Origin of the sequence: Rhizobium terrae, assembly GCF_003425685.1 — a bacterium.
Taxonomy (GTDB): domain Bacteria; phylum Pseudomonadota; class Alphaproteobacteria; order Rhizobiales; family Rhizobiaceae; genus Neorhizobium; species Neorhizobium terrae.
The window spans coordinates 124,310-148,661 of the sequence record NZ_QJKM01000015.1; the positions used below are offsets into that span (position 1 = coordinate 124,310).

General features: G+C 62.4%; 22 protein-coding genes. 20 read left to right on the plus strand and 2 right to left on the minus strand.

Annotated features, from left to right (window positions below; all coding sequences use genetic code 11):
- The first annotated feature begins 6 nt into the window (after positions 1-6).
- The 14 genes from DMO26_RS25360 (at position 7) to DMO26_RS25425 (ending at position 14,859) form a co-directional block, all read left to right on the plus strand.
- Positions 7-786, plus strand: coding sequence for a succinate dehydrogenase iron-sulfur subunit (locus tag DMO26_RS25360; RefSeq protein ID WP_117195017.1), 780 nt, complete (start codon positions 7-9; stop codon positions 784-786).
- Positions 787-1,116: 330 nt separating this feature from the next.
- On the plus strand, positions 1,117-1,653 hold the full coding sequence (locus DMO26_RS25365) for a protease inhibitor Inh/omp19 family protein (protein WP_117195151.1): 537 nt from the start codon (positions 1,117-1,119) through the stop codon (positions 1,651-1,653).
- 26 nt (positions 1,654-1,679) lie between these two features.
- Positions 1,680-2,843 (plus strand): cell division protein ZapE, encoded by a 1,164-nt coding sequence (gene zapE, locus DMO26_RS25370; RefSeq protein ID WP_117195019.1) that lies wholly within the window; start codon positions 1,680-1,682, stop codon positions 2,841-2,843.
- 176 nt (positions 2,844-3,019) lie between these two features.
- The gene (mdh, locus tag DMO26_RS25375; protein ID WP_117195020.1) at positions 3,020-3,982 is read left to right on the plus strand and encodes a malate dehydrogenase; all 963 of its coding nucleotides are present in this window, start codon (positions 3,020-3,022) and stop codon (positions 3,980-3,982) included.
- A gap of 38 nt (positions 3,983-4,020) precedes the next feature.
- A complete protein-coding gene (sucC, locus tag DMO26_RS25380) occupies positions 4,021-5,214 on the plus strand; it encodes an ADP-forming succinate--CoA ligase subunit beta (protein WP_117195022.1) in 1,194 nt (397 codons plus the stop codon).
- A 19-nt stretch (positions 5,215-5,233) separates the two neighbouring features.
- Entirely contained in the window at positions 5,234-6,139 is a 906-nt protein-coding gene (gene sucD, locus DMO26_RS25385) for a succinate--CoA ligase subunit alpha (protein ID WP_117195024.1), read from the plus strand.
- Positions 6,140-6,362: 223 nt separating this feature from the next.
- The gene (locus DMO26_RS25390) at positions 6,363-9,359 is read left to right on the plus strand and encodes a 2-oxoglutarate dehydrogenase E1 component (RefSeq protein WP_117195025.1); all 2,997 of its coding nucleotides are present in this window, start codon (positions 6,363-6,365) and stop codon (positions 9,357-9,359) included.
- 12 nt (positions 9,360-9,371) lie between these two features.
- Positions 9,372-9,698: a YciI family protein gene (locus DMO26_RS25395; protein WP_117195027.1), complete on the plus strand. Its 327-nt coding sequence runs from the start codon at positions 9,372-9,374 to the stop codon at positions 9,696-9,698.
- A gap of 29 nt (positions 9,699-9,727) precedes the next feature.
- Positions 9,728-10,984, plus strand: a complete 1,257-nt coding sequence (odhB, locus tag DMO26_RS25400) for a 2-oxoglutarate dehydrogenase complex dihydrolipoyllysine-residue succinyltransferase (protein WP_117195028.1) — start codon at positions 9,728-9,730, stop codon at positions 10,982-10,984.
- A 15-nt stretch (positions 10,985-10,999) separates the two neighbouring features.
- Entirely contained in the window at positions 11,000-11,416 is a 417-nt protein-coding gene (locus DMO26_RS25405) for an MAPEG family protein (protein ID WP_117195029.1), read from the plus strand.
- A gap of 61 nt (positions 11,417-11,477) precedes the next feature.
- Positions 11,478-11,915 (plus strand): hypothetical protein, encoded by a 438-nt coding sequence (locus tag DMO26_RS25410; RefSeq protein ID WP_117195031.1) that lies wholly within the window; start codon positions 11,478-11,480, stop codon positions 11,913-11,915.
- Positions 11,912-12,664: an SDR family oxidoreductase gene (locus DMO26_RS25415; RefSeq protein ID WP_117195032.1), complete on the plus strand. Its 753-nt coding sequence runs from the start codon at positions 11,912-11,914 to the stop codon at positions 12,662-12,664. The genes DMO26_RS25410 and DMO26_RS25415 overlap by 4 nt, the downstream gene beginning before the upstream one ends.
- Positions 12,665-12,765: 101 nt before the next feature.
- Positions 12,766-14,172, plus strand: coding sequence for a dihydrolipoyl dehydrogenase (gene lpdA / locus DMO26_RS25420; protein WP_117195034.1), 1,407 nt, complete (start codon positions 12,766-12,768; stop codon positions 14,170-14,172).
- Positions 14,173-14,364: 192 nt separating this feature from the next.
- Positions 14,365-14,859: a cytochrome b gene (locus DMO26_RS25425; RefSeq protein WP_117195153.1), complete on the plus strand. Its 495-nt coding sequence runs from the start codon at positions 14,365-14,367 to the stop codon at positions 14,857-14,859.
- 13 nt (positions 14,860-14,872) lie between these two features.
- Here the strand turns inward: DMO26_RS25425 and DMO26_RS25430 are convergent, their stop codons facing one another.
- Both DMO26_RS25430 and DMO26_RS25435 read right to left on the minus strand, forming a co-directional pair.
- On the minus strand, positions 14,873-15,952 hold the full coding sequence (locus DMO26_RS25430) for a TraB/GumN family protein (protein WP_117195155.1): 1,080 nt from the start codon (positions 15,950-15,952) through the stop codon (positions 14,873-14,875).
- A 100-nt stretch (positions 15,953-16,052) separates the two neighbouring features.
- Positions 16,053-16,988 (minus strand): tyrosine recombinase XerC, encoded by a 936-nt coding sequence (locus DMO26_RS25435; RefSeq protein WP_117195036.1) that lies wholly within the window; start codon positions 16,986-16,988, stop codon positions 16,053-16,055.
- 154 nt (positions 16,989-17,142) lie between these two features.
- Between DMO26_RS25435 and DMO26_RS25440 the strand changes: the two genes are divergently transcribed.
- From DMO26_RS25440 to atpA, 6 genes are all read left to right on the plus strand, one after another.
- Positions 17,143-18,069 carry a GNAT family N-acetyltransferase gene (locus tag DMO26_RS25440; protein WP_117195038.1) on the plus strand — a complete coding sequence of 309 codons (927 nt, stop codon included), beginning with the start codon at positions 17,143-17,145 and terminating at the stop codon, positions 18,067-18,069.
- Between the two features lie 42 nt (positions 18,070-18,111).
- On the plus strand, positions 18,112-19,254 hold the full coding sequence (locus tag DMO26_RS25445) for an AAA family ATPase (protein ID WP_117195040.1): 1,143 nt from the start codon (positions 18,112-18,114) through the stop codon (positions 19,252-19,254).
- Positions 19,255-19,302: 48 nt separating this feature from the next.
- On the plus strand, positions 19,303-21,525 hold the full coding sequence (locus DMO26_RS25450; RefSeq protein ID WP_117195041.1) for a primosomal protein N': 2,223 nt from the start codon (positions 19,303-19,305) through the stop codon (positions 21,523-21,525).
- 66 nt (positions 21,526-21,591) lie between these two features.
- Positions 21,592-21,975: an AGROH133_08824 family phage infection protein gene (locus DMO26_RS25455; RefSeq protein WP_117195042.1), complete on the plus strand. Its 384-nt coding sequence runs from the start codon at positions 21,592-21,594 to the stop codon at positions 21,973-21,975.
- Between the two features lie 262 nt (positions 21,976-22,237).
- A complete protein-coding gene (locus DMO26_RS25460; RefSeq protein WP_117195044.1) occupies positions 22,238-22,804 on the plus strand; it encodes a F0F1 ATP synthase subunit delta in 567 nt (188 codons plus the stop codon).
- Positions 22,804-24,333, plus strand: a complete 1,530-nt coding sequence (atpA, locus tag DMO26_RS25465; protein ID WP_117195045.1) for a F0F1 ATP synthase subunit alpha — start codon at positions 22,804-22,806, stop codon at positions 24,331-24,333. The genes DMO26_RS25460 and atpA overlap by 1 nt, the downstream gene beginning before the upstream one ends.
- Positions 24,334-24,352 lie beyond the last annotated feature (19 nt).

Genomic DNA, 24,352 nt, shown 5'->3' on the forward strand with positions numbered 1-24,352 from the left:
TGGATCATGGTTGAACTCGCCCTCCCCAAAAACTCCAAGATGACCGAAGGCAAGGTCTGGCCGAAGCCGGCCGGCGCCAAGAATGTCCGGGAGTTCCGCATCTACCGCTGGAACCCGGATGACGGCAAAAATCCGAGCATCGATACCTTCTACATCGATGTCGACGATTGCGGCCCGATGGTGCTCGACGGTCTGCTCTACATCAAGAACAAGATCGACCCGACGCTGACGCTGCGCCGTTCCTGCCGCGAAGGCATCTGCGGCTCCTGCGCCATGAATATCGACGGCACCAACACGCTCGCCTGCACCAAGGGGATGGATGATATCACCGGCACGGTGAAGGTCTATCCGCTGCCACACATGCCGGTCGTCAAGGATCTGGTGCCGGACCTCACCAACTTCTACGCCCAGCACCGCTCGATCGAGCCGTGGCTGAAGACGGTCTCGCCGCAGCCCGCCAAGGAATGGAAGCAGAGCCACGAGGACCGCCTGAAGCTCGACGGCCTCTACGAGTGCATCCTCTGCGCCTGCTGCTCGACCTCCTGTCCGAGCTACTGGTGGAACGGCGACCGCTATCTCGGTCCGGCTGTCCTGCTGCAGGCCTATCGCTGGCTGATCGACAGCCGCGACGAAGCCAAGGGCGAACGCCTCGACAACCTCGAGGATCCGTTCCGGCTCTATCGCTGCCACACGATCATGAACTGTGCGCAGACCTGCCCGAAGGGTCTGAACCCGGCCAAGGCGATCGCGGAAATCAAGAAGATGATGGTCGAGCGTCGGGTATAAGGCGGTTTTTGCCTCTTGCTTGTGCTGCATCAAGTGCCCTTCCCCCTGGCCCTCTTCCGTACGCGGGGGGAGGGGACGTGCCCTACAGGAGGGTCGAGGCGGAAGGAAGGGGTGCGGCATATCTCCTCCCCTTTAGGACGGGAGACGGTGGCGGCAGCCGGATGAGGGGCTGACGCGAGGCAGGTCGGGGAAGACCGGCTTCGCTTGAATCGGCGACATCGTCACAGGCATGCCGAATTGTTCCAGTACGACTTGATTAACCAAATCGCTTTACGGTAATTCGGTCTCAATTTGGTGGCATCGGGGCGGACTGAGAGCAGGAGTTTGATGATGCAGTTCAGATATGTGGCGACAGGCCTTGTCCTTGCCGTGGTACTCGCCGGTTGCCAACGTACCTCCTATAGTCCGTACAGCGATCTGCCTGCCCAGCCGGCTCCGCTCCAGGCGCAGCCGGTGCCTTCCGTCCAGGGCGGCCAGTTGCCGCCGCCCGGCGCTCCCGCGGATCCCTCGCAGTTCCCGACGGCGCCGAGCGCCAACCAGAACATGGCGGCCGCCAATCCGAATGCCGCGGCGCCGGCAAGTGCGCTCGACATCAAGAAGGAAGCCATGGTCGGCAACTGGCGCGTCTCGAACGCCGGCCAGTCCTGCGACATGTTCCTGACGCTCACCAATCTCGGCGGCGGTTCGCGCGGCGGCACCCGAGGCTGCGCGGGCGAACTCACCACGATGGGTTCGTGGGAAGTCTCCGGCAAGATGGTGCAGTTCAAGAACCGCGCCGGCGATGTCATCGGCCGGGTCTACAAGAGCGCGGAAAACAAGTTCGACGGCACGATGAACTCCGGACAGCCCGTCAGCCTGAGCCGCTGAGCGGCCCTGATATCGAGAGCGTCCGGTTGGAACCCATTCCCGAATACACGGCGAGCGTCGTCGAGGAACTGAAGGCGCTGACCGCCTCCGGCACGCTGAGCGCGGATGCCGCACAGCTCGACGTGGCGGCAAGGCTCGACCATGTGCTGACCTGCCTCAGGGAAACCGGACCGGCCAAGAAGAAGAGCGCGCTCGGCTGGCTGTTCGCCAAGGGCAGCGGACGGCCGCGGGTGATCCGCGGGCTCTACGTGCATGGCAGCGTGGGGCGCGGCAAGACCATGCTGATGGACATGTTCTTCAAGAAGGCGCCGACGACAAAGAAGCGCCGGGCGCATTTTCACGAATTCATGGCCGACGTGCACAATCGCATCCATGAGCACCGCCAGAAGCTGAAGCGCGGCGAGACCAAGCAGGCCGACCCCGTACCGCCCGTCGCTGCGGCCCTCTTTGCCGAGGCGGAGCTTCTCTGCTTCGACGAGTTTTCGGTGACCGACATTACCGATGCGATGATCCTGGCGCGGCTCTTCACAGAACTTTTCGAACTCGGCTGCGTGCTGATCGCCACATCCAACGTCGCGCCGGAGAACCTCTACAGGGACGGGCTCAATCGCGGGCTTTTCCTGCCGTTCATCGCATTGCTCGGCAGGTACGTGGACGTCGCGACGCTCGACTCGCCGACCGACTACCGCATGCAGAAGCACGCGAGCCTGCCGGTCTACGTGACGCCGCTCGACGGGCGCGCCGATGCGGCAATGGAAGCGGCCTGGCATCAGGTGACGGAAGGCAGGAAGGCCGAGCCTGTTGAGATTCCGATGAAGGGGCGCAGCATCCACGTGCCGGCCGCTGCCGGCCGCGTCGCCCGTTTCGATTTTTCCGATATCTGCGGCAAGCCGCTCGGCGCTTCGGACTATCTCGCCATCGCCGACCGTTTCGACGCCGTCTTCGTAGAGCACATCCCCCGGCTCGGGCCGGAGAAACGGAATGAGACGAAACGATTCATCAATCTGGTGGATGCCTTCTACGACCATACGGTGCGCCTCTATGTCTCGGCTGCTTCCGCCCCGGAGGACATTCTTCTGGAAAGGCGGGGCACCGAGGGTTTCGAATTCGATCGCACCGTCTCGCGGCTTTTCGAAATGCGAAGCCCCGATTATCTCGCGCTGCACCATGAAAAACGACGCCGAGTTTAACGGTTTGGTGACATAGATTCTTACGTTTACGTAAGAATTTTATCATCTAACCGATTGAAAAAATTGCCGTCGAAATAATCGATTGCCATTTTCTCCGGATAGCGCTATGCGGTCTGGCACATCGGCGGGCCAGCCGTAGCCTGCCATGGATTCGGATCTCGAAAGGAAGCTTTTCGATGGCGCGCAAGAAGATCGCACTTATTGGTTCTGGCATGATTGGTGGCACGCTGGCGCATCTCGCCAGTCTGAAGGAACTGGGCGACATCGTCCTCTTCGACATCGCCGACGGTATCCCGCAGGGCAAGGGCCTCGATATCGCCCAGTCCGGTCCGGTCGAAGGCTTCAACGCCAAGCTCTCCGGCGCCAGTGATTATTCCGCCATCGAGGGCGCCGACGTCTGCATCGTCACCGCCGGCGTCGCCCGCAAGCCGGGCATGAGCCGTGACGATCTGCTCGGCATCAACCTCAAGGTCATGGAACAGGTCGGCGCGGGCATCAAGAAATATGCCCCGAATGCCTTCGTGATCTGCATTACCAATCCGCTCGACGCGATGGTGTGGGCTCTCCAGAAGTTCTCCGGCCTGCCGAAGAACATGGTCGTCGGCATGGCCGGCGTGCTCGACTCGGCCCGTTTCCGCCTGTTCATCGCAGAAGAATTCAACGTTTCCGTTCAGGACGTCACGGCTTTCGTTCTCGGCGGCCATGGCGACACGATGGTGCCGCTCGCCCGTTATTCCACGGTTGCTGGGGTTCCGCTGACCGACTTGGTCAAGATGGGCTGGACCACCAAGGAGCGCCTCGAACAGATCATCCAGCGCACCCGTGACGGCGGCGCGGAAATCGTCGGCCTGCTGAAGACCGGCTCTGCCTATTACGCTCCTGCCGCTTCGGCGATCGAAATGGCCGAATCCTACCTCAAGGACAAGAAGCGCGTCCTGCCGGTCGCCGCTCACCTGACCGGCCAGTACGGCGTGAAGGACATGTATGTCGGCGTTCCGGTGGTTCTCGGCGCCGGCGGCGTCGAGCGCATCGTCGAGGTCGAGTTCAACAAGGACGAGGAAGCGGCCTTCCAGAAGTCCGTCGGCGCCGTTGCCGGCCTCTGCGAAGCCTGCATCAACATCGCGCCGGCTCTGAAGTAAGCGCCCCGCCGAAGTCATCGAAACAGGGACAAAACCCCATGAACATTCATGAATATCAGGCCAAGGCTCTCCTGAAGAGCTACGGTGCGCCGGTTGCCGAAGGCGTGGCGATCCTGAAGGCCGACGAGGCGGAAGCTGCCGCCAAGTCACTGCCGGGTCCGCTTTACGTGGTCAAGAGCCAGATCCATGCCGGCGGTCGCGGCAAGGGCAAGTTCAAGGAACTGCCGCCGGAAGCCAAGGGTGGCGTCCGCCTCGCCAAGTCCGTCGAAGAGGTCGTCTCCAACGTCAAGGACATGCTCGGCAACACGCTGGTGACCGCTCAGACGGGTGAAGCGGGCAAGCAGGTCAATCGCCTCTATATAGAAGATGGCGCCGACATCGACCGCGAACTCTACTGCTCATTGCTGGTCGACCGTTCGATCGGCCGGGTCGCTTTCGTCGTTTCGACTGAAGGCGGCATGGACATCGAGGCCGTCGCCCATGACACGCCGGAAAAGATCCTGACGATCGGCATCGATCCGGAAGCCGGCGTCACGGCTGCCGATGTTCAGAAGATCTCCGGCGCGCTGAAGCTCGATGGTGCGGCCGCGGAAGACGCCAAGTCGCTCTTCCCGATCCTCTACAAGGCCTTCAACGAGAAGGACATGTCTCTTCTCGAGATCAATCCGCTGATCGTCATGAAGAACGGCCACCTGCGCGTTCTCGACGCCAAGGTTTCCTTCGACGGCAATGCGCTGTTCCGCCACGATGACGTGCGCGCCCTGCGCGACGAGACCGAGGAAGACACCAAGGAGATCGAGGCCTCGAAGTGGGACCTCGCCTACGTGGCGCTCGACGGCAATATCGGCTGCATGGTGAACGGCGCAGGCCTCGCCATGGCGACGATGGATATCATCAAGCTCTACGGCAAGGAGCCGGCGAACTTCTGCGACGTCGGCGGCGGCGCCGGCAAGGAGAAGGTGGCCGCGGCCTTCAAGATCATCACGGCTGACCCGAAGGTCGAGGGCATCCTCGTCAACATCTTCGGCGGCATCATGCGCTGCGACGTCATCGCGGAAGGCGTGATCGCGGCGGTCAAGGAAGTCGGCCTCAAGGTTCCGCTCGTGGTTCGCCTCGAAGGCACCAATGTCGAACTCGGCAAGAAGATCCTGAACGAGTCCGGTCTGGCGATCACCGCCGCTGACGACCTGGACGACGCGGCGAAGAAGATCGTCGCGGCGATCAACGGCTAATTTGAAGGACCGGAACCTAATGTCGATTCTCGTCAATAAAGACACCAAGGTCCTTGTTCAGGGCCTGACCGGCAAGACCGGCACCTTCCATACCGAACAGGCGCTTGCTTATTTCGGCACCAAGATGGTCGGCGGCATTCATCCGAAGAAGGGGGGCGAATCGTGGTCGTCGGGCGTCGATGGCACCTCGCTGCCGATCTTCGCCTCCGTCGCGGAAGCCAAGGAAAGAACAGGCGCCGATGCATCCGTCATCTACGTCCCGCCGGCCGGTGCCGCCGAGGCGATCATCGAGGCGATCGAGGCTGAGATTCCGTTCATCGTCTGCATTACCGAAGGCATTCCGGTGATGGACATGGTGCGGGTGAAGGCCAAGCTCGACAAGTCGAAGTCCCGGCTGCTCGGCCCCAACTGCCCGGGCATCCTCACTCCGGAGGAATGCAAGATCGGCATCATGCCGGGCTCGATCTTCCGCAAGGGTTCGGTCGGCATCGTCTCGCGCTCCGGCACGCTGACCTACGAGGCGGTCTTCCAGACATCGAACGAAGGTCTCGGCCAGACGACGGCTGTCGGCATCGGCGGCGACCCGGTCAAGGGCACCGAGTTCATCGACGTCTTGGAAATGTTCCTGGCCGACGAAGCCACGACTTCGATCATCATGATCGGCGAAATCGGCGGCTCGGCTGAAGAAGACGCGGCGCAGTTCCTGATCGACGAAGCCAAGAAGGGCCGCAAGAAGCCGATGGCAGGCTTCATCGCCGGCCGGACGGCTCCAAAGGGCCGCACCATGGGCCATGCCGGCGCGGTGGTTTCCGGCGGCAAGGGCGATGCGGAATCGAAGATCGCGGCCATGGAATCGGCAGGCATCAAGGTGTCGCCGTCCCCGGCCCGTCTCGGAAAGACGCTGGTTGAAGTCCTCAAGGGCTGACGCCACATAAAGGACACTCGCCGGCTCTAGATAGCTGGCGATTGATCCGGCAAGCTTCGGACAGGCGAAGCAGATCATGCATCGCCTGTCCTGGTTCAGCGTCAAGATACGCTTACCGCCTTTGGCGGCTCGAAATAAGAAGACGATACGACAAGAAAATGCGGAGACCGGACGTTCCGGTTCCGACTACGTCAGGAGGCGGGCGCGGCGCCCGCAAGACACCATGGCACGGCAAGAAGCCAACGAGCAGTTCCTCATCACCTCTTTCCTCGACGGACAGAACGCAGCTTATATCGAACAGCTGCATGCCCGCTACGAAGACGATCCGAATTCGGTTGCGCCGGAGTGGCAGGCCTTCTTCAAGGCGCTCGCGGACAACCCGGACGATGTGAAGAAGGCTGCGACGGGCGCTTCCTGGCGGCGTAGGAACTGGCCGCTCGCCGAAGGCGGCGAACTGGTCTCGGCGCTCGACGGCAACTGGCCGGTCGTGGAAAAGGCGATCGAGAAGAAGGTCAAGGCGAAGGTGGAAGAGGCTGCCGCCGCAGCCGGCAAGCCGGCGAGCGACGCCGACGTGCTGCAGGCGACCCGCGACAGCGTCCGCGCCATCATGATGATCCGCGCCTACCGCATGCGCGGCCATCTGCATGCCAAGCTCGATCCGCTCGGCCTTGCCGCTCCGGTGGAAGACTACAACGAACTGTCGCCTTCGGCTTACGGTTTCACCGAAGCCGATTATGACCGCAAGATCTTCATCGACAACGTGCTCGGCCTCGAATACGCCACTGTGCGCGAGATGATCGCCATTCTGGAACGCACCTATTGCTCGACCATCGGCGTCGAATTCATGCATATCTCCAATCCGGAAGAGAAGTCCTGGATCCAGGAGCGGATCGAAGGCCCCGGCAAGGGCGTCGAGTTCACGCCGGAAGGAAAAAAAGCGATCCTTTCCAAGCTGATCGAAGGCGAAGGTTACGAGCAGTTTCTCGACGTGCGCTTCAAGGGTACGAAGCGCTTCGGCCTCGACGGCGGCGAATCTCTGATCCCGGCACTCGAACAGATCATCAAGCGCGGCGGCCAGGAAGGCCTCGAGGAAGTCGTCCTCGGCATGGCGCATCGCGGCCGCCTGAACGTGCTCACCAACGTCATGGGCAAGCCGCACCGCGCCGTGTTCCACGAGTTCAAGGGCGGTTCCTTCAAGCCGGACGAAGTCGAAGGCTCGGGCGACGTGAAGTACCATCTCGGTGCCTCCTCCGACCGCGAGTTCGACGGCAACAAGGTCCATCTGTCGCTGACCGCCAATCCCTCGCATCTCGAAATCGTCAATCCGGTGGTCATGGGCAAGGCCCGCGCCAAGCAGGACATGCTGGCCAAGGTCTGGGAAGGCGACATCATTCCGCTCAAGGAACGCGCCAAGGTTCTGCCGCTCCTCATCCATGGCGACGCGGCCTTCGCCGGCCAGGGCGTCGTGGCCGAAATCCTCGGCCTGTCCGGTCTGCGCGGCCATCGCGTCGCCGGCACGATGCATTTCATCATCAACAATCAGATCGGCTTCACCACCAATCCGGCCTTCTCGCGTTCGTCTCCTTATCCGTCCGACGTCGCCAAGATGATCGAGGCACCGATTTTCCACGTCAACGGTGACGATCCGGAAGCCGTCACCTATGCGGCCAAGATCGCCACCGAATACCGGATGAAGTTCCACAAGCCGGTCGTGGTCGACATGTTCTGCTACCGCCGCTTCGGCCATAACGAAGGTGACGAGCCGGCGTTCACGCAGCCTAAGATGTACAAGGTCATCCGCGCCCATAAGACCGTCGCGCAGATCTATGCCGAGCGCCTGATCGCCGAAGGCCTGATCACCGAAGGCGAATTCGAAAAGATGAAGGCCGATTGGCGCGCGCATCTGGAGGCCGAATTCGAGGCCGGCCAGAGTTACAAGCCGAACAAGGCCGACTGGCTTGACGGCCAGTGGTCGGGGTTGCGGTCGGCCGACAATGCCGACGAGCAGCGCCGCGGCAAGACGGCGATGCCGATGAAGCAGCTCAAGGAAATCGGCCGCAAGCTGTCGACCGTTCCGGACGGCTTCAACGCCCACCGCACGATCAAGCGGTTCATGGAAAACCGCGCGCAGATGGTCGAGACGGGTGAAGGCATAGATTGGGCCATGGCCGAAGCGCTGGCTTTCGGTTCGCTCGCCGTCGAAGGCACGAAGATCCGCCTATCCGGCCAGGATTGCGAACGCGGCACGTTCTCGCAGCGCCACTCGGTGCTCTACGATCAGGATACCGAAGAGCGCTACATCCCGCTTGCCAACCTCGCGCCGACCCAGGCCCGTTACGAAGTCATCAACTCGATGCTTTCGGAAGAGGCGGTTCTCGGCTTCGAATACGGTTATTCACTTGCCCGTCCGAATGCGCTGACATTGTGGGAAGCCCAGTTCGGCGACTTCGCCAACGGTGCACAGGTGGTGTTCGACCAGTTCATCTCGTCGGGCGAACGCAAGTGGCTGCGCATGTCCGGTCTCGTCTGCCTTCTGCCGCACGGTTATGAAGGCCAGGGCCCGGAACACTCTTCGGCCCGTCTGGAGCGCTGGCTGCAGATGTGCGCGGAAGACAATATGCAGGTCGCCAACTGCACCACGCCGGCCAACTACTTCCACATCCTGCGCCGGCAGACGAAGCGCGACTTCCGCAAGCCGCTCATCCTGATGACGCCGAAGTCGCTGCTACGCCACAAGCGCGCCACCTCGACACTGGCCGAAATGGCAGGCGAATCCTCTTTCCACCGTCTCCTGTGGGACGATGCGGAAGTCATCAAGGACGGTCCGATCAAGCTGCAGAAGGACGCCAAGATCCGCCGCGTCGTGCTCTGCACCGGCAAGGTCTATTACGACCTTCTGGAAGAGCGCGAAAAGCGGGGCATCGACGACATCTACCTGCTGCGCATCGAACAGCTCTATCCGTTCCCGGCCAAGGCGCTGATCAACGAGCTTTCGCGCTTCCGCAACGCGGAAATGGTTTGGTGCCAGGAAGAGCCGAAGAATATGGGAGCCTGGGCTTTCATCGATCCATACCTGGAATGGGTGCTCGCCCATATCGACGCCAAATATCAGCGCGTCCGTTATACGGGCCGTCCGGCGGCCGCTTCGCCGGCAACCGGCCAGATGTCCAAGCACCTGGCACAGCTCGAGGCCTTCCTCGAAGACGCGCTCGGCGGCTAAGGAGTCATTTCGATGGCCTATTTTCACCTGAAGCTCGTTCCGCCAAGGCCGGGCTTTCCGCATGATGCATCGCCGGAGGAGATGACGGCGATGCAGGACCATGCCGGTTACTGGCGCGGCCTTGCGGACAAAGGTGTTGCGATCGTCGTCGGTCCCGTCTTCGCAGAAGGCGGGTCTTTCGGCATCGCGGTGGTCGAGGTTGCGGATGCGGCCGAAGCCCAAACGCTCGCGGACAGCGATCCGGTGATCACTGCAGGTCTCGGTTTCCGTTTCGAAACTTCGCCCATGCCATCCATCATTCTCCGGACATCCGCGGGCGGTGCCGCGGCTGCCCGATAAACGAAAACAACCATTCAGGACTCGAAACAATGGCCACTGAAATCCGCGTTCCCACCCTCGGAGAATCCGTCAGCGAGGCAACCGTAGGCACCTGGTTCAAAAAGGTCGGCGACACGGTCAAGGCCGACGAGCCGCTTCTCGAGCTCGAAACGGACAAGGTGACCGTCGAAGTTCCCGCGCCCGCTGCCGGCGTGTTGACCGAGATCGTCGCCGCCAACGGCGAGACCGTCGGCCTCGGCGCCCTGCTCGGCCAGATCGCCGAAGGTGCGGCCGGTACCGCCGCCGCCGCTCCGGCCGCAAAACCCGCCGAAGCCGCACCGGCCAAGGCTGCCGAAGCGGCCGCTCCGGCGCCGGTCGCCGCTGCCGCCAGCGCGTCCGCTGCCGCCACTTCGATGCCGCCGGCTCCGGCTGCTGCCAAGATGGCGGCGGACAACAACATCTCGACCGCCGATGTCGAAGGTTCCGGCAAGCGCGGTCAGGTGCTGAAGGGCGACGTGATCGCTGCCGTCGCCAAGGGTGTCTCGGCTCCGGCCACGGCGCCCGCCGCTCCGGCAGCGCCCCGTCCGGTTTCCTCGGCCGACGACGCGTCGCGCGAAGAGCGCGTGAAGATGACGCGCCTGCGCCAGACCATCGCGCGCCGCCTCAAGGACGCGCAGAACACCGCCGCCATGCTGACCACCTACAACGAAGTGGACATGAAGGCGGTCATGGATCTTCGCAACCGCTACAAGGACGTGTTCGAGAAGAAGCACGGCGTGAAGCTCGGCTTCATGGGCTTCTTCACTAAGGCCGTGACGCATGCGCTGAAGGAACTGCCGGCCGTCAATGCCGAGATCGACGGCACCGACATCATCTACAAGAACTACTGCCACATCGGCGTTGCCGTCGGCACCGACAAGGGCCTCGTAGTTCCGGTCGTGCGCAATGCCGATCAGATGTCGATCGCGGAAATCGAAAAGGACATCGGCCGCCTGGGCAAGCTCGCCCGTGACGGCGCGCTTTCCATGGCCGACATGCAGGGCGGCACGTTCACGATCTCCAATGGCGGCGTCTACGGTTCGCTGATGTCCTCGCCGATCCTCAACGCGCCGCAGTCCGGCATTCTCGGCATGCACAAGATCCAGGACCGTCCGGTCGTCGTCGGCGGCCAGATCGTCATTCGTCCGATGATGTATCTGGCGCTCTCCTATGACCACCGCATGGTGGACGGCAAGGAAGCCGTCACCTTCCTCGTCCGCGTCAAGGAAAGCCTCGAAGATCCGGAACGCCTGGTTCTCGATCTCTAAGACGGGAACGAACCTATGGAAACGCTCGGGGTCACGGCAACGCCTTACATGACGCTGCTCGCCCTGAGCGTGATCCTGCTGGTTTTCCATGTTCTGCTGCAGGGCATGCTTTCCACCCGCGAACTCGGCTCCCAGTGGAATGCGGGGCCGCGGGATGAAGGGATCGAGCCGAAAGGCAGATATGCAGGGCGCGCCGGGCGTGCCTCCAAGAATTTTCAGGAGACTTATCCCGCTTTCGTCGGCCTGCTGCTGGGCGTCACTTTCGCGGGTGACGATGCATCGAGCTGGGGGCTGATCGGCGGCTGGATCTGGTTCGTCGCGCGGATCGTCTACCTGCCGCTCTATCTTGCGGGCATCCCGTATTTCCGCTCCTTCGTCTGGCTGATCAGCATGGTGGGCCTGCTCGCCATGATCATCGCACTGCTTCGGTGACGCCATGAGGCAATCGTTCAAGGCAGCCTTGCTTACACTGTGCCTGACACCCGGATCGGTTATGGCGGCGGAACGCTGCGCGATCGAAAAGGCGGTGTTCGTCGAGGCTGATGCCGGCACCGTGCTTGCCTTCAAGCCGGTCGGTTCCGCGGCGGTAAGCCACCTCTTCACGGTGACCGGAGGCAAGCTGAAGCTCGACGGGCATGTGATGTACGACGAGGAGTCGAGGCGGCCGGCGGGCATGATCATGAACAACTGCCCGGAGGGTGATGTGACCGGGGCGGAATTGCGCGCCTGCACCATATGGACTGGTGTTCCCTATGCTCTTGATGTGAAGAGCGGCCATATCGACATATTAGGCGCAGAAGGCTCTCAGGCGCCGGATGCGGTGTTGCTGCCGGGTATCGGTCCGGCGATCCGCCACTCCAAGCTCTGGGAGAAGGGCGGCCTCAAGCAAGTTCCCTGGGACCTCTACGAATTCAAGGAATGCAAGGCATGAGCGAAGTCCCTGTTCTCCTGGTGACCGGAGGAAGCCGCGGCATCGGCGCCGCGGTGTCGATCATTGCCGCAGGCCGTGGCTGGCGTGTCGTGGTGAACTATGCCGCCAATCGGGAGGCCGCCGACAGGGTGGTTGCCGAGATCAAGGCGGCTGGTGGCGAGGCGATCGCCATTCAGGCGGATGTCGGCAATGCGGCCGAGATCGTTTCGATGTTCCAGGCGGTGGATGGGCATTTCGGCCGGCTCGACGGGCTGGTGAACAATGCCGGCATCGTCGATATGCCGCAGCGCATCGACGAGATGAGCGCGGAACGGGTCGAGCGGATGATGCGGATCAACGTCACAGGTTCGATCCTGTGCGCCGGCGAAGCCGTGCGCCGCATGTCGACCAGGCATGGCGGCAAAGGCGGGGCGATCGTCAACATTTCCTCCATGGCGGCCAAGCTGGGGTCGCCGGGGCAATATGTCGACTACGCCGCCTCCAAGGCTGCGATCGATGCGCTGACCATCGGCCTGGCGCGTGAGATCGCTGCCGAAGGAGTGCGCGTCAATGCGATCCGCCCGGGCATAATCGACACGGAAATCCATGCGTCCGGCGGCCTGCCGGATAGGGCGCGCGACATGGCACCCAGCGTTCCCATGCAACGGCCGGGCAGGGCGGAGGAAGTGGCGGATGCCGTTCTTTATCTGCTTTCGCCAGCGGCTTCCTACATAACCGGCGCCATCCTCGACGTGAGCGGCGGGCGCTAAAGGCAATTTCAGGCAAAGTACGCAACGGTTTTGCGTCCGAAATTGCGGTGAAACGAAGAGAAAGCGCGGCTGCGCTGAGATGAAAAGAAGGAAAGAGAACTATGGCTTATGATGTCGTCGTCATCGGTAGCGGTCCCGGCGGTTACGTCTGCGCGGTGAAGGCCGCCCAGCTCGGCCTCAAGGTCGCGGTCGTCGAAAAGCGTGCCACCTATGGCGGCACCTGCCTGAACGTCGGCTGCATTCCTTCGAAGGCGCTGCTGCACGCTTCGGAAATGTTCCATCACGCCGGACATGGCATGGACGAACTGGGCGTCGAGGTTTCGGCACCGAAGCTGAATCTCGAAAAGATGATGGCGCACAAGGATGCAACGGTTAAGTCGAACGTCGACGGCGTCTCCTTCCTCTTCAAGAAAAACAAGATCGACGGCTTCATCGGTACCGGCAGGATCGTTGCCGCGGATAAGGTTTCCGTGACCGGTGACGACGGCAAGGTGCAGGAGCTCGAAACCAAGAACATCGTCATCGCCACCGGCTCCGACGTTGCCGGCATTCCGGGCGTCAATGTCGAGATCGACGAGAAGGTCATCGTTTCCTCGACGGGCGCGATTGCGCTTCCCAAGGTGCCGCAGAACCTCATCGTCGTCGGCGGTGGTGTCATCGGCATGGAACTCGGTTCGGTCTGGCTGCGCCTCGGCGCCAAGGTCACCGTTATCGAATATCTCGACAAGCTGCTCGGCGGCATGGACGGTGAAGTGTCCAAGCAATTCCAGCGCATGATGACCAAGCAGGGCATGGATATCCGCACCGAGGCCAAGGTGACGGCCGTAGAGAAGACGGCTTCCGGCGCCAAGGTCACTTATGAGCCGGTCAAGGGCGGCGAGGCGCAAACCGTCGAAGCCGATGTCGTGCTCATCTCCACCGGCCGCAAGCCTTATACCGAAGGTCTCGGCCTCGATGCCGTCGGCGTTGCGCTCGACAACCGTGGCCGCGTCGAGATTGACGGTCATTTCAAGACCAACGTGCCGGGCATCTATGCGATCGGCGACGTGGTGAAGGGCCCGATGCTCGCTCACAAGGCCGAGGACGAAGGCGTGGCGCTTGCCGAAATCCTCGCCGGTCAGCACGGCCATGTGAACTACGACATCATTCCGGGCGTCGTCTACACCCAGCCGGAAGTCGCTTCCGTCGGCAAGACCGAAGAAGAGCTGAAGGCTGCAGGCATCGCCTACAAGGTCGGTAAGTTCCCGTTCACGGCCAACGGCCGCGCCCGCGCCATGCTGGCGACCGACGGTTTCGTGAAGATCCTTGCCGACAAGGATACCGACCGGGTTCTCGGCGGCCATATCGTCGGTTTCGGCGCAGGCGAGATGATCCACGAGATCACCGTGCTGATGGAATTCGGCGGTTCGTCGGAAGACCTCGGCCGCACTTGCCATGCGCACCCGACCATGTCGGAAGCGGTGAAGGAAGCGGCGCTCGCCACCTTCTTCAAGCCGATCCATATGTAATCGGCTGGCCGGCAGGACAGAGTTTGGGGGGCGGGGTCGTGATCCCGCCTTTTCTTTTACACCCGCGCGGCAGATTTAACGAAGATCAATTCCCGGATTAAATCTCGGACAGGATTGCGGCTTCTGCTTGAGATGCGGGCGGATGCCCATAGACTGCCGGAAGTGTTCCGTTTTTCCGGGAAGGTCGAGACGATGGCAACCTCTTTTTCCGTTCCGCAGCGCATCCTGCACTGGCTGATGGCCGCGCTGATTATCTTCAACCTGTTGGTCACTGATGCGATGGAGGACTATGCGCGGGTCTTTTTCGGTGGCCAGACGCCGACACCGGAGCAGGTGAGCGCCGCGAACATCCATGCCTATGTGGGCATCACCATCCTCGTGCTGGCCGTCATCCGCCTCTGTCTGCGCGTCATCCAGGGCGTGCCGCCGGAGCCGAAGGAGGAGCCGCCATTCCTGAGCTTGGTCGCAAAGCTCAGTCACTGGGCCTTCTACGTCCTCTTTTTCGTCATGCCGTTTGCCGGCATCGGCGCCTATTATTTCGGAAACAAGACGGCCGCTTTCGCGCATGCCGGGCCGATGAAGATGCTGATGTGGGGGCTGATCGTCGCGCATGTTCTCGGCGCGCTGGTCCACCAGTTCTACTGGAAGACGGATGTGGTGAAGCGGATGACGAGCGGGGTCCGGTGACGATACGTCCGGCTCAGTTGACCGCCGTCACCGCAAAACCCTGTTTGCGCAGGAGTTCGACCAGGCCTTCCTCTCCCGGCAGATGGGCGGCGCCGACCGCGATGAAAGCGGCACCTTCGGCGAGAATCGGTGCAGCGCGCCCGGCCATCAGGTGGTTGCGCTTTGTGATGATGAGGTTCTCGAACTCGGCATAGCCGGCTTCATCCTCGGTACCGTCCGGGGCGACGGCCTTCATCAGCGGCGTCAGCACGCCGATCTGCTGGGCGAGGTAGAGATCGGTCATGGTGTAGAAGAGGTCGTCCATCTTCCTGCCGAGCTTGATCGCCTCGACGATCGATTTCACGTGCAGGTCCATGGGCAGCGCGTTGATCGCATTGACCTGCTCCTCCAGTGTCTCCAGCCCCTTGACCAGCTTGCCATGGCTTTCGGCCTCCAGGGCGATCTTCTTATCGAGGAAGACGTTCTTCTGGCCCTTGCGGGCGAGTTCGCAGGCCGGCAGCGCCACGATGCCCATCAGCATCCAGGGCTTCATGCGGGAAACCGCGGAATAGTTGATGCCGCGGCTTTTCAAGCCTTCCTGCAGGATCTGCAGGTCTTCCTTCGAGAGCAGCGAGTCGAGCGAGCGGCCGTCGGTGAACATGGTGAGCTCGGGCTTCATCAGCAGCGCCGCCATGCTCTTCCTTTCGTCGAGCACTTCGTCGGATTCGACGACGATCGTCCTGGCCTGCGATTGCGCCTCCTGGGCACCAGGCGGCATCTTCAGGACCCGCGGATCGGTGACATGCATGGTGCCCAGCAGGTAGGACGGGGCAAGGCCGGCCTTCTCGATCTTCCAGAAGATGTTCCTGCCGTTCAGCACCCTGTCGCCTTCGGCGATCACCCTGGCATAGGAGGCGGGGTTTTCGACCTTCAACTCCTCAAGGAGATTTTCGCCGCGGCATGCCGGGGTCTCGGCATTCGCCGGCGAAAGGAAGCCGAGGATCAGCAGCAAGGACAGGAGCGCCAGAAGATGTGCGGCCGCGATCAGCCAGAGGGTGAGTTTCTGGGCGCGCTTGTAGAAGGCGCCGGAAGTCAGGGGAAAGGCGGGAGTCATCATGGCATCCGTCCGAAAGTTCGCCGGCATTCTAGAAAAGCCGGCTGCACAAGCGCTTAACGCAACTGGTTAAAACTTCGTTCACACGGGACATTCGGGTTCACGCCCGGGGATGGGCGCGGTCGTAGACCTCAAGGAGGCGGGAGGAATCGACGCCGGTATAGACCTGGGTCGTGGAAAGGCTGGCATGGCCGAGCAGTTCCTGGATGGTGCGCAGATCCCCGCCGCCCGCCAGGAGATGCGTTGCGAAGGAATGCCGAAGCGCATGCGGCGTTGCCGTTTCCGGCAGTCCGAGGGCGCCTCTCAGCTTCTGCATCTCGCGCTGGATGATCGCGGGCTGCAGCGGACCGCCGCGCGCGCCGCGAAACAGCAGGTCGTCATCTTCGAGATCATAGGGGCAGAGCTTCCTATAGGTGGCGACCGCATCGAAGACGGCCGGCAGGAGCGGCACGATACGGGTCTTGCCGCCCTTGCCGGTGATACGCAGCGTCTTCGATCCCGGCGTGAGGTCGGCGGGTGTGAGGCCGAGTGCCTCGGAAATGCGCAGGCCGCAGCCATAGAGCAAGGTCAGGACGGCCGCATCGCGGGCTGCGATCCAGGGCTCTTCGTGCAACTGGGCATCCCTGGCAACGAGGTTCAGCGCCTGCCGGTCGGTGAGCGGCTTGGGGAGCGATTTCGGCTGCTTCGGCGCGCGGATTGTCCCGGCGGCCGCGGCATTCACCAGGCCCTTGCGCTCCAGGTAACGAAGAAATGATCTGAGGCCCGCGAGATGCCGGCCGAGCGAACGGGGTCCAGACCCTTCGCGGCGACGGGCGGCCAAAAAGGCGCGCAGATCCGCCGGGCGCAAGGTATGGATATCCGCGAGTTTGGTGGGGCCGCCCATATGGCCGGTGAGAAATGCCAAAAACTGGCGCGTGTCGCGCTCATAGGCATCCAGCGTGTTGTCGGAAAGCCGGCGTTCGCTAGCGAGGCTGCTCAGCCATTCGTGGCGTTTCTCCATGAGATCCGGGGTGGCGATAATCAGCAGTTCGTTCATTCCCGTACCCGTTGAATTCGGAGCATGGCCGCCCCAGATTGCTGTGGACGGCGTTACGATTTCGCTAAGTTCAAGTTTGGCCGATGCTTAATTTCGCCATCCTTCGATCACACGGGATGGAGATATTTTCCGAATTCTGTTTGCGGGAGTTTTTATGGCGCGCCGTGATTCGATGAACAGCTACGGCCAGTTGGCCGAAATTCTCGCTTTCGTTTCGCAAGGCAAGCCCGGACATATCGTCGACACGCTGATCGCCGAACGGGGACAGCGCATCGTCAGCAATCCGCTCTGGCCCGTCATCCGGCCGTTTCTCTACACGCTCCTGCGTTATGGACGGGCCATTAGGTTCGCCAACGATATTCAGGGAACGAGCGGTTTCCAGTCGTTCGAATACATGAGCAACCTGCTGAAGCTCGACGTGACGGTGGCCAATGCCGAGCGCATTCCCAAAAAAGGCGGCTTCATTCTCGTCAGCAACCACCCCACCGGCATTGCCGACGGGGTAGCGATCTTCGATCTCCTGAAGGACCGCCGGCCCGATCTGATGATCTTCGCCAACCGCGATGCGGTGCGCGTCAATCCACGCTTTGCCGAGATGATCATTCCGGTCGAGTGGCGGGAGGAATACAAGAGCAAGCTCAAGACCCGCGAGACGCTGGTGCTGACCAACAAGACGGTCGAGGACGGCAAGGTGATGGTGCTCTTCCCCTCCGGCCGCATCGCCTATTGGGAAAACGGCAGGCTCAACGAACGGCCCTGGAAGACCTCCGCCGTCGGCCTGGCGCGGAAATACAATCTGCCGATCCTGCCGATCCACATGCGGGCGCGCAATTCCGGCCTGTTCTACTGGTTCGCCAAATGGTCGACCGAGCTGCGCGACATGACGGTCTTCTACGAACTACTCAACAAGAAGGGCAATCATTTCGACTTCACGATCGGACAGATGATCCAGCCGGACGAGCTGGAGGGTGACGTGGCGGATGTGACTAGGGCTCTCGAACATCACACCGTGTTCGAACTGGCGGCCGACGGCGATGCTCGATTTGCCTGGCCGCGGCGCAATCAATCGTTTGCGGCATGAGCGTCCGCTGGCTTCCGGTTGAGCCCGTGATATAGAGCGGCCATGCTGCTGCGTTCCATGTACGCCCAGAATTACCGTTCTCTGCGCTCGATCCGTATGGATCTTGCCGGCGTCAATGTGTTCATCGGCGAGAATGGCGTCGGCAAATCCAATCTCTACAGAGCCTTACAGCTTGTGCAGGCGGCGGTGCAGGGCACGCTGGCCTATGAGATCGCGGCCGAAGGCGGCATGGCCTCGGCGCTCTGGACGGGGCCGCGACGGCGGGACGAAAAGAATTTCCGCATCAGGTTTGAGGTGGAGGTGCTGGACGAGGAGCGGGCCGTCACTTTTCGTTACTGGGTCGAGGCAGGGCTGAGGCCGCCGATCGATGCGGCGGGTTTTGCCTTCGAGCCGCAGGTGAAGGCGGAGGAGCTTTCGGTCGAGACGGGTTCGCGGCCGGTGACGATGATGAAACGCGCCGGGCCTGGCATCATGGTGCGGGGGACAAAAGGGCGAATGGAGGAATATCCGGAAAAGGCGATGACCTCGGAGACGGCGATCGCCCTTCTGGGTGATGCCGGGCATTATCCGGAGGCCGGCGCCTTCCGGCGGCTGGTGGATGGCTGGCGCTTCTTCCACGGGTTTCGGACGGACCGGGATTCCGCACTGAGACGGCCCTGCCTTGCGGTGACATCCCCCTTGCTCGACCAGGACGGCGGCAACATGGCAGCGGTGTTTGCGACGCTCGAACATACCCGCGGAGATACGGTCGATCTCGATCGGGCGGTAGCGTCGGCGCTTGGCGGTGCGAAACTCGTCGTGCCGGAGCCGGGGGAATATGCGGAGTTCGGCTTGATCTTTCCCGATTTTCCCAAGCGGGTTTTCCAGCCGCGCGAGCTTTCCGACGGGCAGATCCGTTTCCTCGGATTGGCGGCGGCGCTGATGTCCTACCGCCAGCCGCCGCTGATCGCACTGAACGAACCCGAAGCCAGCCTGCATCCGGATATGCTGCCGCCGCTGGCCGACATGATCGCGCAGGCCTCCCGATCCAGCCAGGTCTGGATCGTAACCCACTCGCAGCAGTTCGCTTCGGCGGTGGAGGAGCGTTGCGGCGTGGGGCCGAAACGGGTCATCCGCAAGCACGGTGCGACCTGGATCGAGGGCATGCGATTGACAGGCGTGGTTGACGAGGAGGATGACGAATAGCCATTTGAGGGTTCACTTTTGTTCTCTCACGGGGCATGGTCGCCGCCCATGGGCACAGATTCGTCCGATCTCTTCGGTTCCCTTTTTGAAACGCCGCCGTTGGTGCGGGTCGTTCCGGTTCTGGTGCCGCTGCCGGTGTCGGGCGCTTACAGTTACGCCGTACCGGAGGGCATGCATGTGGAGCCGGGTTCGGTCGTGCAAGTGCCGGTCGGACCGCGGCAGTATATCGGCGTCGTGTGGCATTGCGAAAATGACGACAAGCTGGACCCGAAGAAGCTGAGGCCGATCACGCTCGCCTTCGATTGCCCGCCGCTTTCCAGGGAAATGCGGGATTTCGTCGACTGGGTTTCCGCCTATACGCTTTCGCCGCCCGGTCTCGTGGCGCGCATGGCGATCCGCGCGCCGGCGGCGCTCGATCCAGAGCCGATGGTCGAAGGCTTGCGTTATCTGGGAGGCCAGCCGGAACGGCTGACGCCCGCCCGTGCGAGGGTGCTCGATCTCGCCGGCGAGGAAGATATTCCATGGACGCGGAGCGGGCTGGCGCATGCGGCCGGCGTATCGCTCAGCGTCATCGACGGGCTGACGGCCCAGGGCCTGTTCGAGACGGTCTTCCTGCCGCCGCCCCCGATCGTCGCCAAGCCCGATCCGGATTACACCGCGCCGCGCATCGAGGGGCCGCAGAAGGAGGCGGCGGAGGAGATCGTCGGATCGATCCGGGCGGGCGGCTTTGCCGCTTCGCTGATTGACGGCGTGACCGGTTCCGGGAAGACGGAAGTTTATTTCGAGGCGATCGCCGAGACGCTGCGCGCTGGCCGCCAGGTGCTGATCCTGCTGCCGGAGATCGCCCTAACATCGAGTTTCCTCGAACGGTTTCAGGATCGTTTCGGCGCCAAGCCGGGCGAATGGCATTCCGATCTTTCGCCTCGGATGCGCGAAAAGGTTTGGCGCGGGGTGGTAACGGGGGAGGTGCAGGTGGTAGCAGGCGCCCGCTCTGCGCTCTTCCTGCCATTCGAGAACCTGGGCCTCATCATCGTCGACGAGGAGCACGACCCCGCCTACAAGCAGGAGGACCGGGTTTTCTACAATGCCCGCGACATGGCGGTGGTGCGCGCCCGGATCGGCGATTTTCCGATCGTGCTTGTGTCGGCGACACCTTCGGTCGAGAGCCAGGTGAACGGGCTTTCAGGCCGTTACAACACCGTGCATCTGCCGACCCGTTTCGGCGATGCGGCGCTGCCGGACCTGCATCTGATCGACATGCGGCGGCACCCGCCGGAGCGGGGCGGGTTCCTCTCGCCGGTGCTTCTGAGGGCGATCGCCAAAACGATCGAGCGCAAGGAACAGGCGCTGCTTTTCCTCAACCGCCGCGGTTATGCGCCGCTGACGCTCTGCCGTGTCTGCGGCCATCGCTTCCAATGCCCGCAATGTTCGAGCTGGCTGGTGGAGCACCGGTTCAAGAGCCAGATCCAGTGCCATCAATGCGGTTACTCGGAGCGTACGCCGGAAGCCTGCCCGGAATGCGGGACGCTCGACCATCTCGTGGCCTGCGGGCCGGGCGTGGAGCGCATCGCGGAAGAGGTGGAAAAGCATTTTCCGGATGCCCGCACCATCGTCATGTCCTCCGATCTGCTCGGCGGCGTCAAGCGCATGCGGCTGGAGCTGGATGCGATCGCCAAGGGCGAGGCGGATATCATCATCGGCACGCAGCTCGTCGCCAAGGGCCATAACTTTCCGCTGATGACGCTGGTGGGCATCGTCGATTCCGATCTCGGCCTGTCGAACGGCGATCCGCGCGCGGCGGAGCGGACTTTTCAACTCCTCAGCCAGGTCACCGGCCGCGCGGGCCGAACGGGCCTGAAGAGCCATGGCCTGCTGCAGACTTTTCAGCCTCAGCATCCGGTCATGCAGGCGATCGTCTCGGGTGACGCAGGCGCCTTCTACGAGCGCGAAATCGCCGAGCGGGAAAGGGCGATCCTGCCGCCTTTCGGCCGGCTCGCCTCGCTGATCGTTTCGGCCGACACGCGCGCCGATGCCGAAACGCATGCCCGGGGCCTTCGCGCGGCTGCCCCGAAGGTAACGGGCATTTCCGTGCTCGGGCCTGCCGAGGCGCCGCTGGCGCTGGTGCGGGGGCGCCACCGCTTCCGCCTGCTCGTCCATGGCCGGCGCAATGCCGACATGCAGGCGTTTCTGCGGGCGATGCTGGCGAACGGCCCAAAGCAGCGCGGTTCGGTGCAGATCCAACTCGATATCGACCCGCAAAGCTTCCTTTGACGCGATCGTTGCGAGTTTATTTACCGCTTGCGCTAGAATCAGACGATTCGAATAAACGAGGGCCGGATGGAACTCTACTTTCCCACTGAGCTTGGCGAGCAACTCGCCTTCACCTGTGCCGCCGTGACGGCTGTTCTCGGTCTTCTGGTCTTACTGCTTCCAGGTCCTGCTCTGCGGCTTGCGGCCTTCCAGATCGGCGAGATACGGCCAGAAGGATATGCGGCGGTCCGCGCCAGCGGCGCCCATCACCTCGGCTTCGGCCTTGCGGCCGTCATGCTGGCGCAGGACTGGATCTATCTGACGCTCGCAGCGGCACTCGGATTTGCGGCCGCCGGCCGGCTGGTTTCCTGTGTGTTCGACCGGGCCTTCACCTTCAAGAACATGGCATTTCTCCTACTTCAGGTTGTGCTTGCGGGCGGGCCGCTCGCCTATGTGCTCGGCGCCTTCTGACGTCGCAATTCGGAGCAGCCGACTCCTTTCGCCTGAAAATCCTTCCGCCTTCGGTATAAAATGCGGTTCAAGCCCTTGCGTCGCGGGCTTTTTCCGTTATCAGGCGTGTTGCGAGTCCTTACAGCCTATGCTAGACGGACCGCGAAAGTCGGAAAGGGTAGGGCCGACGTCCTACAGGTTCTGAGAAATAATCAAACGATTTCAAGGTCTTGCTGCACCTCTCCCGCAGGGTCTGGCGCTTGGATGGCAATACAGGGAAACTGTGCCCGTGGCTGACACGTCCCAGCTTATTTCCGGTGTAGCGGAGCGTTACGCTTCCTCGCTTTTCGAACTCGCTCTGGAGGCTGGTTCGATCGATAAGGTCGGTGCCGATCTTGATCGTTTTCAGGCGCTGCTGGATGAAAGCGAAGACCTGCGACGTCTGGTCGCAAGCCCGGTCTTTTCCGCCGAAGAGCAGCGCAATGCAATTTCCGCCGTTGCCGAGAAGGCCGGCATTTCCGGTCTGGTCGGCAACTTCCTCAAGGTCGTCGCCGGCAACCGCCGTCTCTTCGCGATCCCCGGCATGATCCGCGCCTTCCGCGTGATCGCTGCGACGCATCGCGGTGAAATCACCGCCGAGGTCACCTCGGCCCATGCGCTTTCCGCAGCGCAGGAAACTGAACTCAAGTCGGCGCTGAAGGGCGTGACCGGCAAGGACGTGGCCATCGCCGTTACGGTCGATCCGTCGATCCTTGGCGGCCTCATCGTCAAGGTCGGATCCCGCCAGATCGACACGTCCCTTCGCACCAAACTTTCCACCCTCAAGCTTGCATTGAAAGAGGTCGGCTGATGGATATCCGTGCAGCGGAAATTTCCGCAATTCTCAAGGACCAGATCAAGAATTTCGGCCAGGAAGCCGAAGTTTCCGAAGTCGGCCAGGTTCTCTCCGTCGGTGACGGTATCGCTCGCGTCTACGGCCTCGACAATGTCCAGGCCGGCGAAATGGTCGAGTTCCCGGGCGGCGTGCGCGGCATGGCGCTGAACCTCGAAGCCGATAACGTCGGCGTGGTCATCTTCGGTTCCGACCGCGAGATCAAGGAAGGCGACACCGTCAAGCGGACCGGCGCCATCGTCGACGTTCCGGTCGGCCCGGAACTGCTCGGCCGCGTCGTCGATGCCCTCGGCAACCCGATCGACGGAAAGGGGCCGATCAATGCGGCTCGCCGCGCCCGCGTCGACGTCAAGGCTCCGGGCATCATTCCGCGCAAGTCGGTTCATGAGCCGATGTCGACCGGCCTCAAGGCCATCGACGCCCTCATCCCGGTCGGCCGCGGCCAGCGCGAACTTGTCATCGGCGACCGCCAGACCGGCAAGACCGCGATCATCCTCGACACGATCCTGAACCAGAAGCCGATCCACGACAACGGCCCGGACAACGACAAGCTCTACTGCGTCTACGTTGCCATCGGCCAGAAGCGTTCGACCGTGGCTCAGTTCGTCAAGGTTCTCGAAGAGCGCGGCGCGCTGCAGTACTCGATCATCGTTGCTGCGACCGCTTCCGACCCGGCTCCGATGCAGTACCTCGCGCCGTTCGCCGGCTGCGCCATGGGCGAATACTTCCGTGACAATGGCCAGCACGCCCTGATCGGTTACGACGACCTTTCGAAGCAGGCGGTTGCCTACCGCCAGATGTCGCTGCTGCTGCGCCGCCCGCCGGGCCGCGAAGCTTATCCGGGCGACGTTTTCTACCTGCACTCGCGCCTCCTCGAGCGCGCTGCCAAGCTCAACGACGAAAAGGGCGCTGGCTCGCTCACCGCCCTGCCGGTCATCGAAACCCAGGGTAACGACGTTTCGGCGTTCATTCCGACCAACGTGATCTCGATCACCGACGGCCAGATCTTCCTCGAAACCGACCTGTTCTATCAGGGCATCCGTCCGGCCGTTAACGTCGGTCTGTCGGTTTCCCGCGTCGGCTCCGCCGCACAGATCAAGGCGATGAAGCAGGTTGCCGGCTCGATCAAAGGCGAACTCGCCCAGTATCGCGAAATGGCCGCCTTCGCCCAGTTCGGTTCGGACCTCGATGCCTCGACGCAGCGCCTCCTGAACCGCGGCGCCCGCCTGACCGAACTCCTGAAGCAGCCGCAGTTCTCGCCGCTGAAGACGGAAGAACAGGTCGCGGTGATCTTCGCCGGCGTCAACGGCTATCTCGACAAGATCGCGGTCGCTCAGGTCGGCAAGTTCGAACAGGGCCTGCTGTCCTACCTCCGCTCCGAAGGCAAGGCGATCCTCGATACGATCCGTACCGAGAAGCAGCTTTCCGACGACACCCGCGCGAAGCTCAAGGGCGCTCTCGACAGCTACTCCAAGTCGTTCGCCTGAGACCGGATCAAGACTAAGG

Coding starts and splice junctions, on each gene's coding strand:
- atpA (WP_117195045.1), top strand. CDS start 22,804: ATGGATATCCGTGCAGCGGAAATTTCCGCAATTCTCAAGGACCAGATC.
- DMO26_RS25365 (WP_117195151.1), top strand. CDS start 1,117: ATGCAGTTCAGATATGTGGCGACAGGCCTTGTCCTTGCCGTGGTACTC.
- DMO26_RS25435 (WP_117195036.1), bottom strand. CDS start 16,988: ATGAACGAACTGCTGATTATCGCCACCCCGGATCTCATGGAGAAACGC.
- DMO26_RS25455 (WP_117195042.1), top strand. CDS start 21,592: ATGGAACTCTACTTTCCCACTGAGCTTGGCGAGCAACTCGCCTTCACC.
- DMO26_RS25405 (WP_117195029.1), top strand. CDS start 11,000: ATGGAAACGCTCGGGGTCACGGCAACGCCTTACATGACGCTGCTCGCC.
- DMO26_RS25425 (WP_117195153.1), top strand. CDS start 14,365: ATGGCAACCTCTTTTTCCGTTCCGCAGCGCATCCTGCACTGGCTGATG.
- mdh (WP_117195020.1), top strand. CDS start 3,020: ATGGCGCGCAAGAAGATCGCACTTATTGGTTCTGGCATGATTGGTGGC.
- lpdA (WP_117195034.1), top strand. CDS start 12,766: ATGGCTTATGATGTCGTCGTCATCGGTAGCGGTCCCGGCGGTTACGTC.
- DMO26_RS25445 (WP_117195040.1), top strand. CDS start 18,112: ATGCTGCTGCGTTCCATGTACGCCCAGAATTACCGTTCTCTGCGCTCG.
- DMO26_RS25415 (WP_117195032.1), top strand. CDS start 11,912: ATGAGCGAAGTCCCTGTTCTCCTGGTGACCGGAGGAAGCCGCGGCATC.
- DMO26_RS25395 (WP_117195027.1), top strand. CDS start 9,372: ATGGCCTATTTTCACCTGAAGCTCGTTCCGCCAAGGCCGGGCTTTCCG.
- sucD (WP_117195024.1), top strand. CDS start 5,234: ATGTCGATTCTCGTCAATAAAGACACCAAGGTCCTTGTTCAGGGCCTG.
- sucC (WP_117195022.1), top strand. CDS start 4,021: ATGAACATTCATGAATATCAGGCCAAGGCTCTCCTGAAGAGCTACGGT.
- DMO26_RS25440 (WP_117195038.1), top strand. CDS start 17,143: ATGGCGCGCCGTGATTCGATGAACAGCTACGGCCAGTTGGCCGAAATT.
- odhB (WP_117195028.1), top strand. CDS start 9,728: ATGGCCACTGAAATCCGCGTTCCCACCCTCGGAGAATCCGTCAGCGAG.
- DMO26_RS25390 (WP_117195025.1), top strand. CDS start 6,363: ATGGCACGGCAAGAAGCCAACGAGCAGTTCCTCATCACCTCTTTCCTC.
- DMO26_RS25430 (WP_117195155.1), bottom strand. CDS start 15,952: ATGACTCCCGCCTTTCCCCTGACTTCCGGCGCCTTCTACAAGCGCGCC.
- DMO26_RS25410 (WP_117195031.1), top strand. CDS start 11,478: ATGGCGGCGGAACGCTGCGCGATCGAAAAGGCGGTGTTCGTCGAGGCT.
- DMO26_RS25360 (WP_117195017.1), top strand. CDS start 7: ATGGTTGAACTCGCCCTCCCCAAAAACTCCAAGATGACCGAAGGCAAG.
- DMO26_RS25450 (WP_117195041.1), top strand. CDS start 19,303: ATGGGCACAGATTCGTCCGATCTCTTCGGTTCCCTTTTTGAAACGCCG.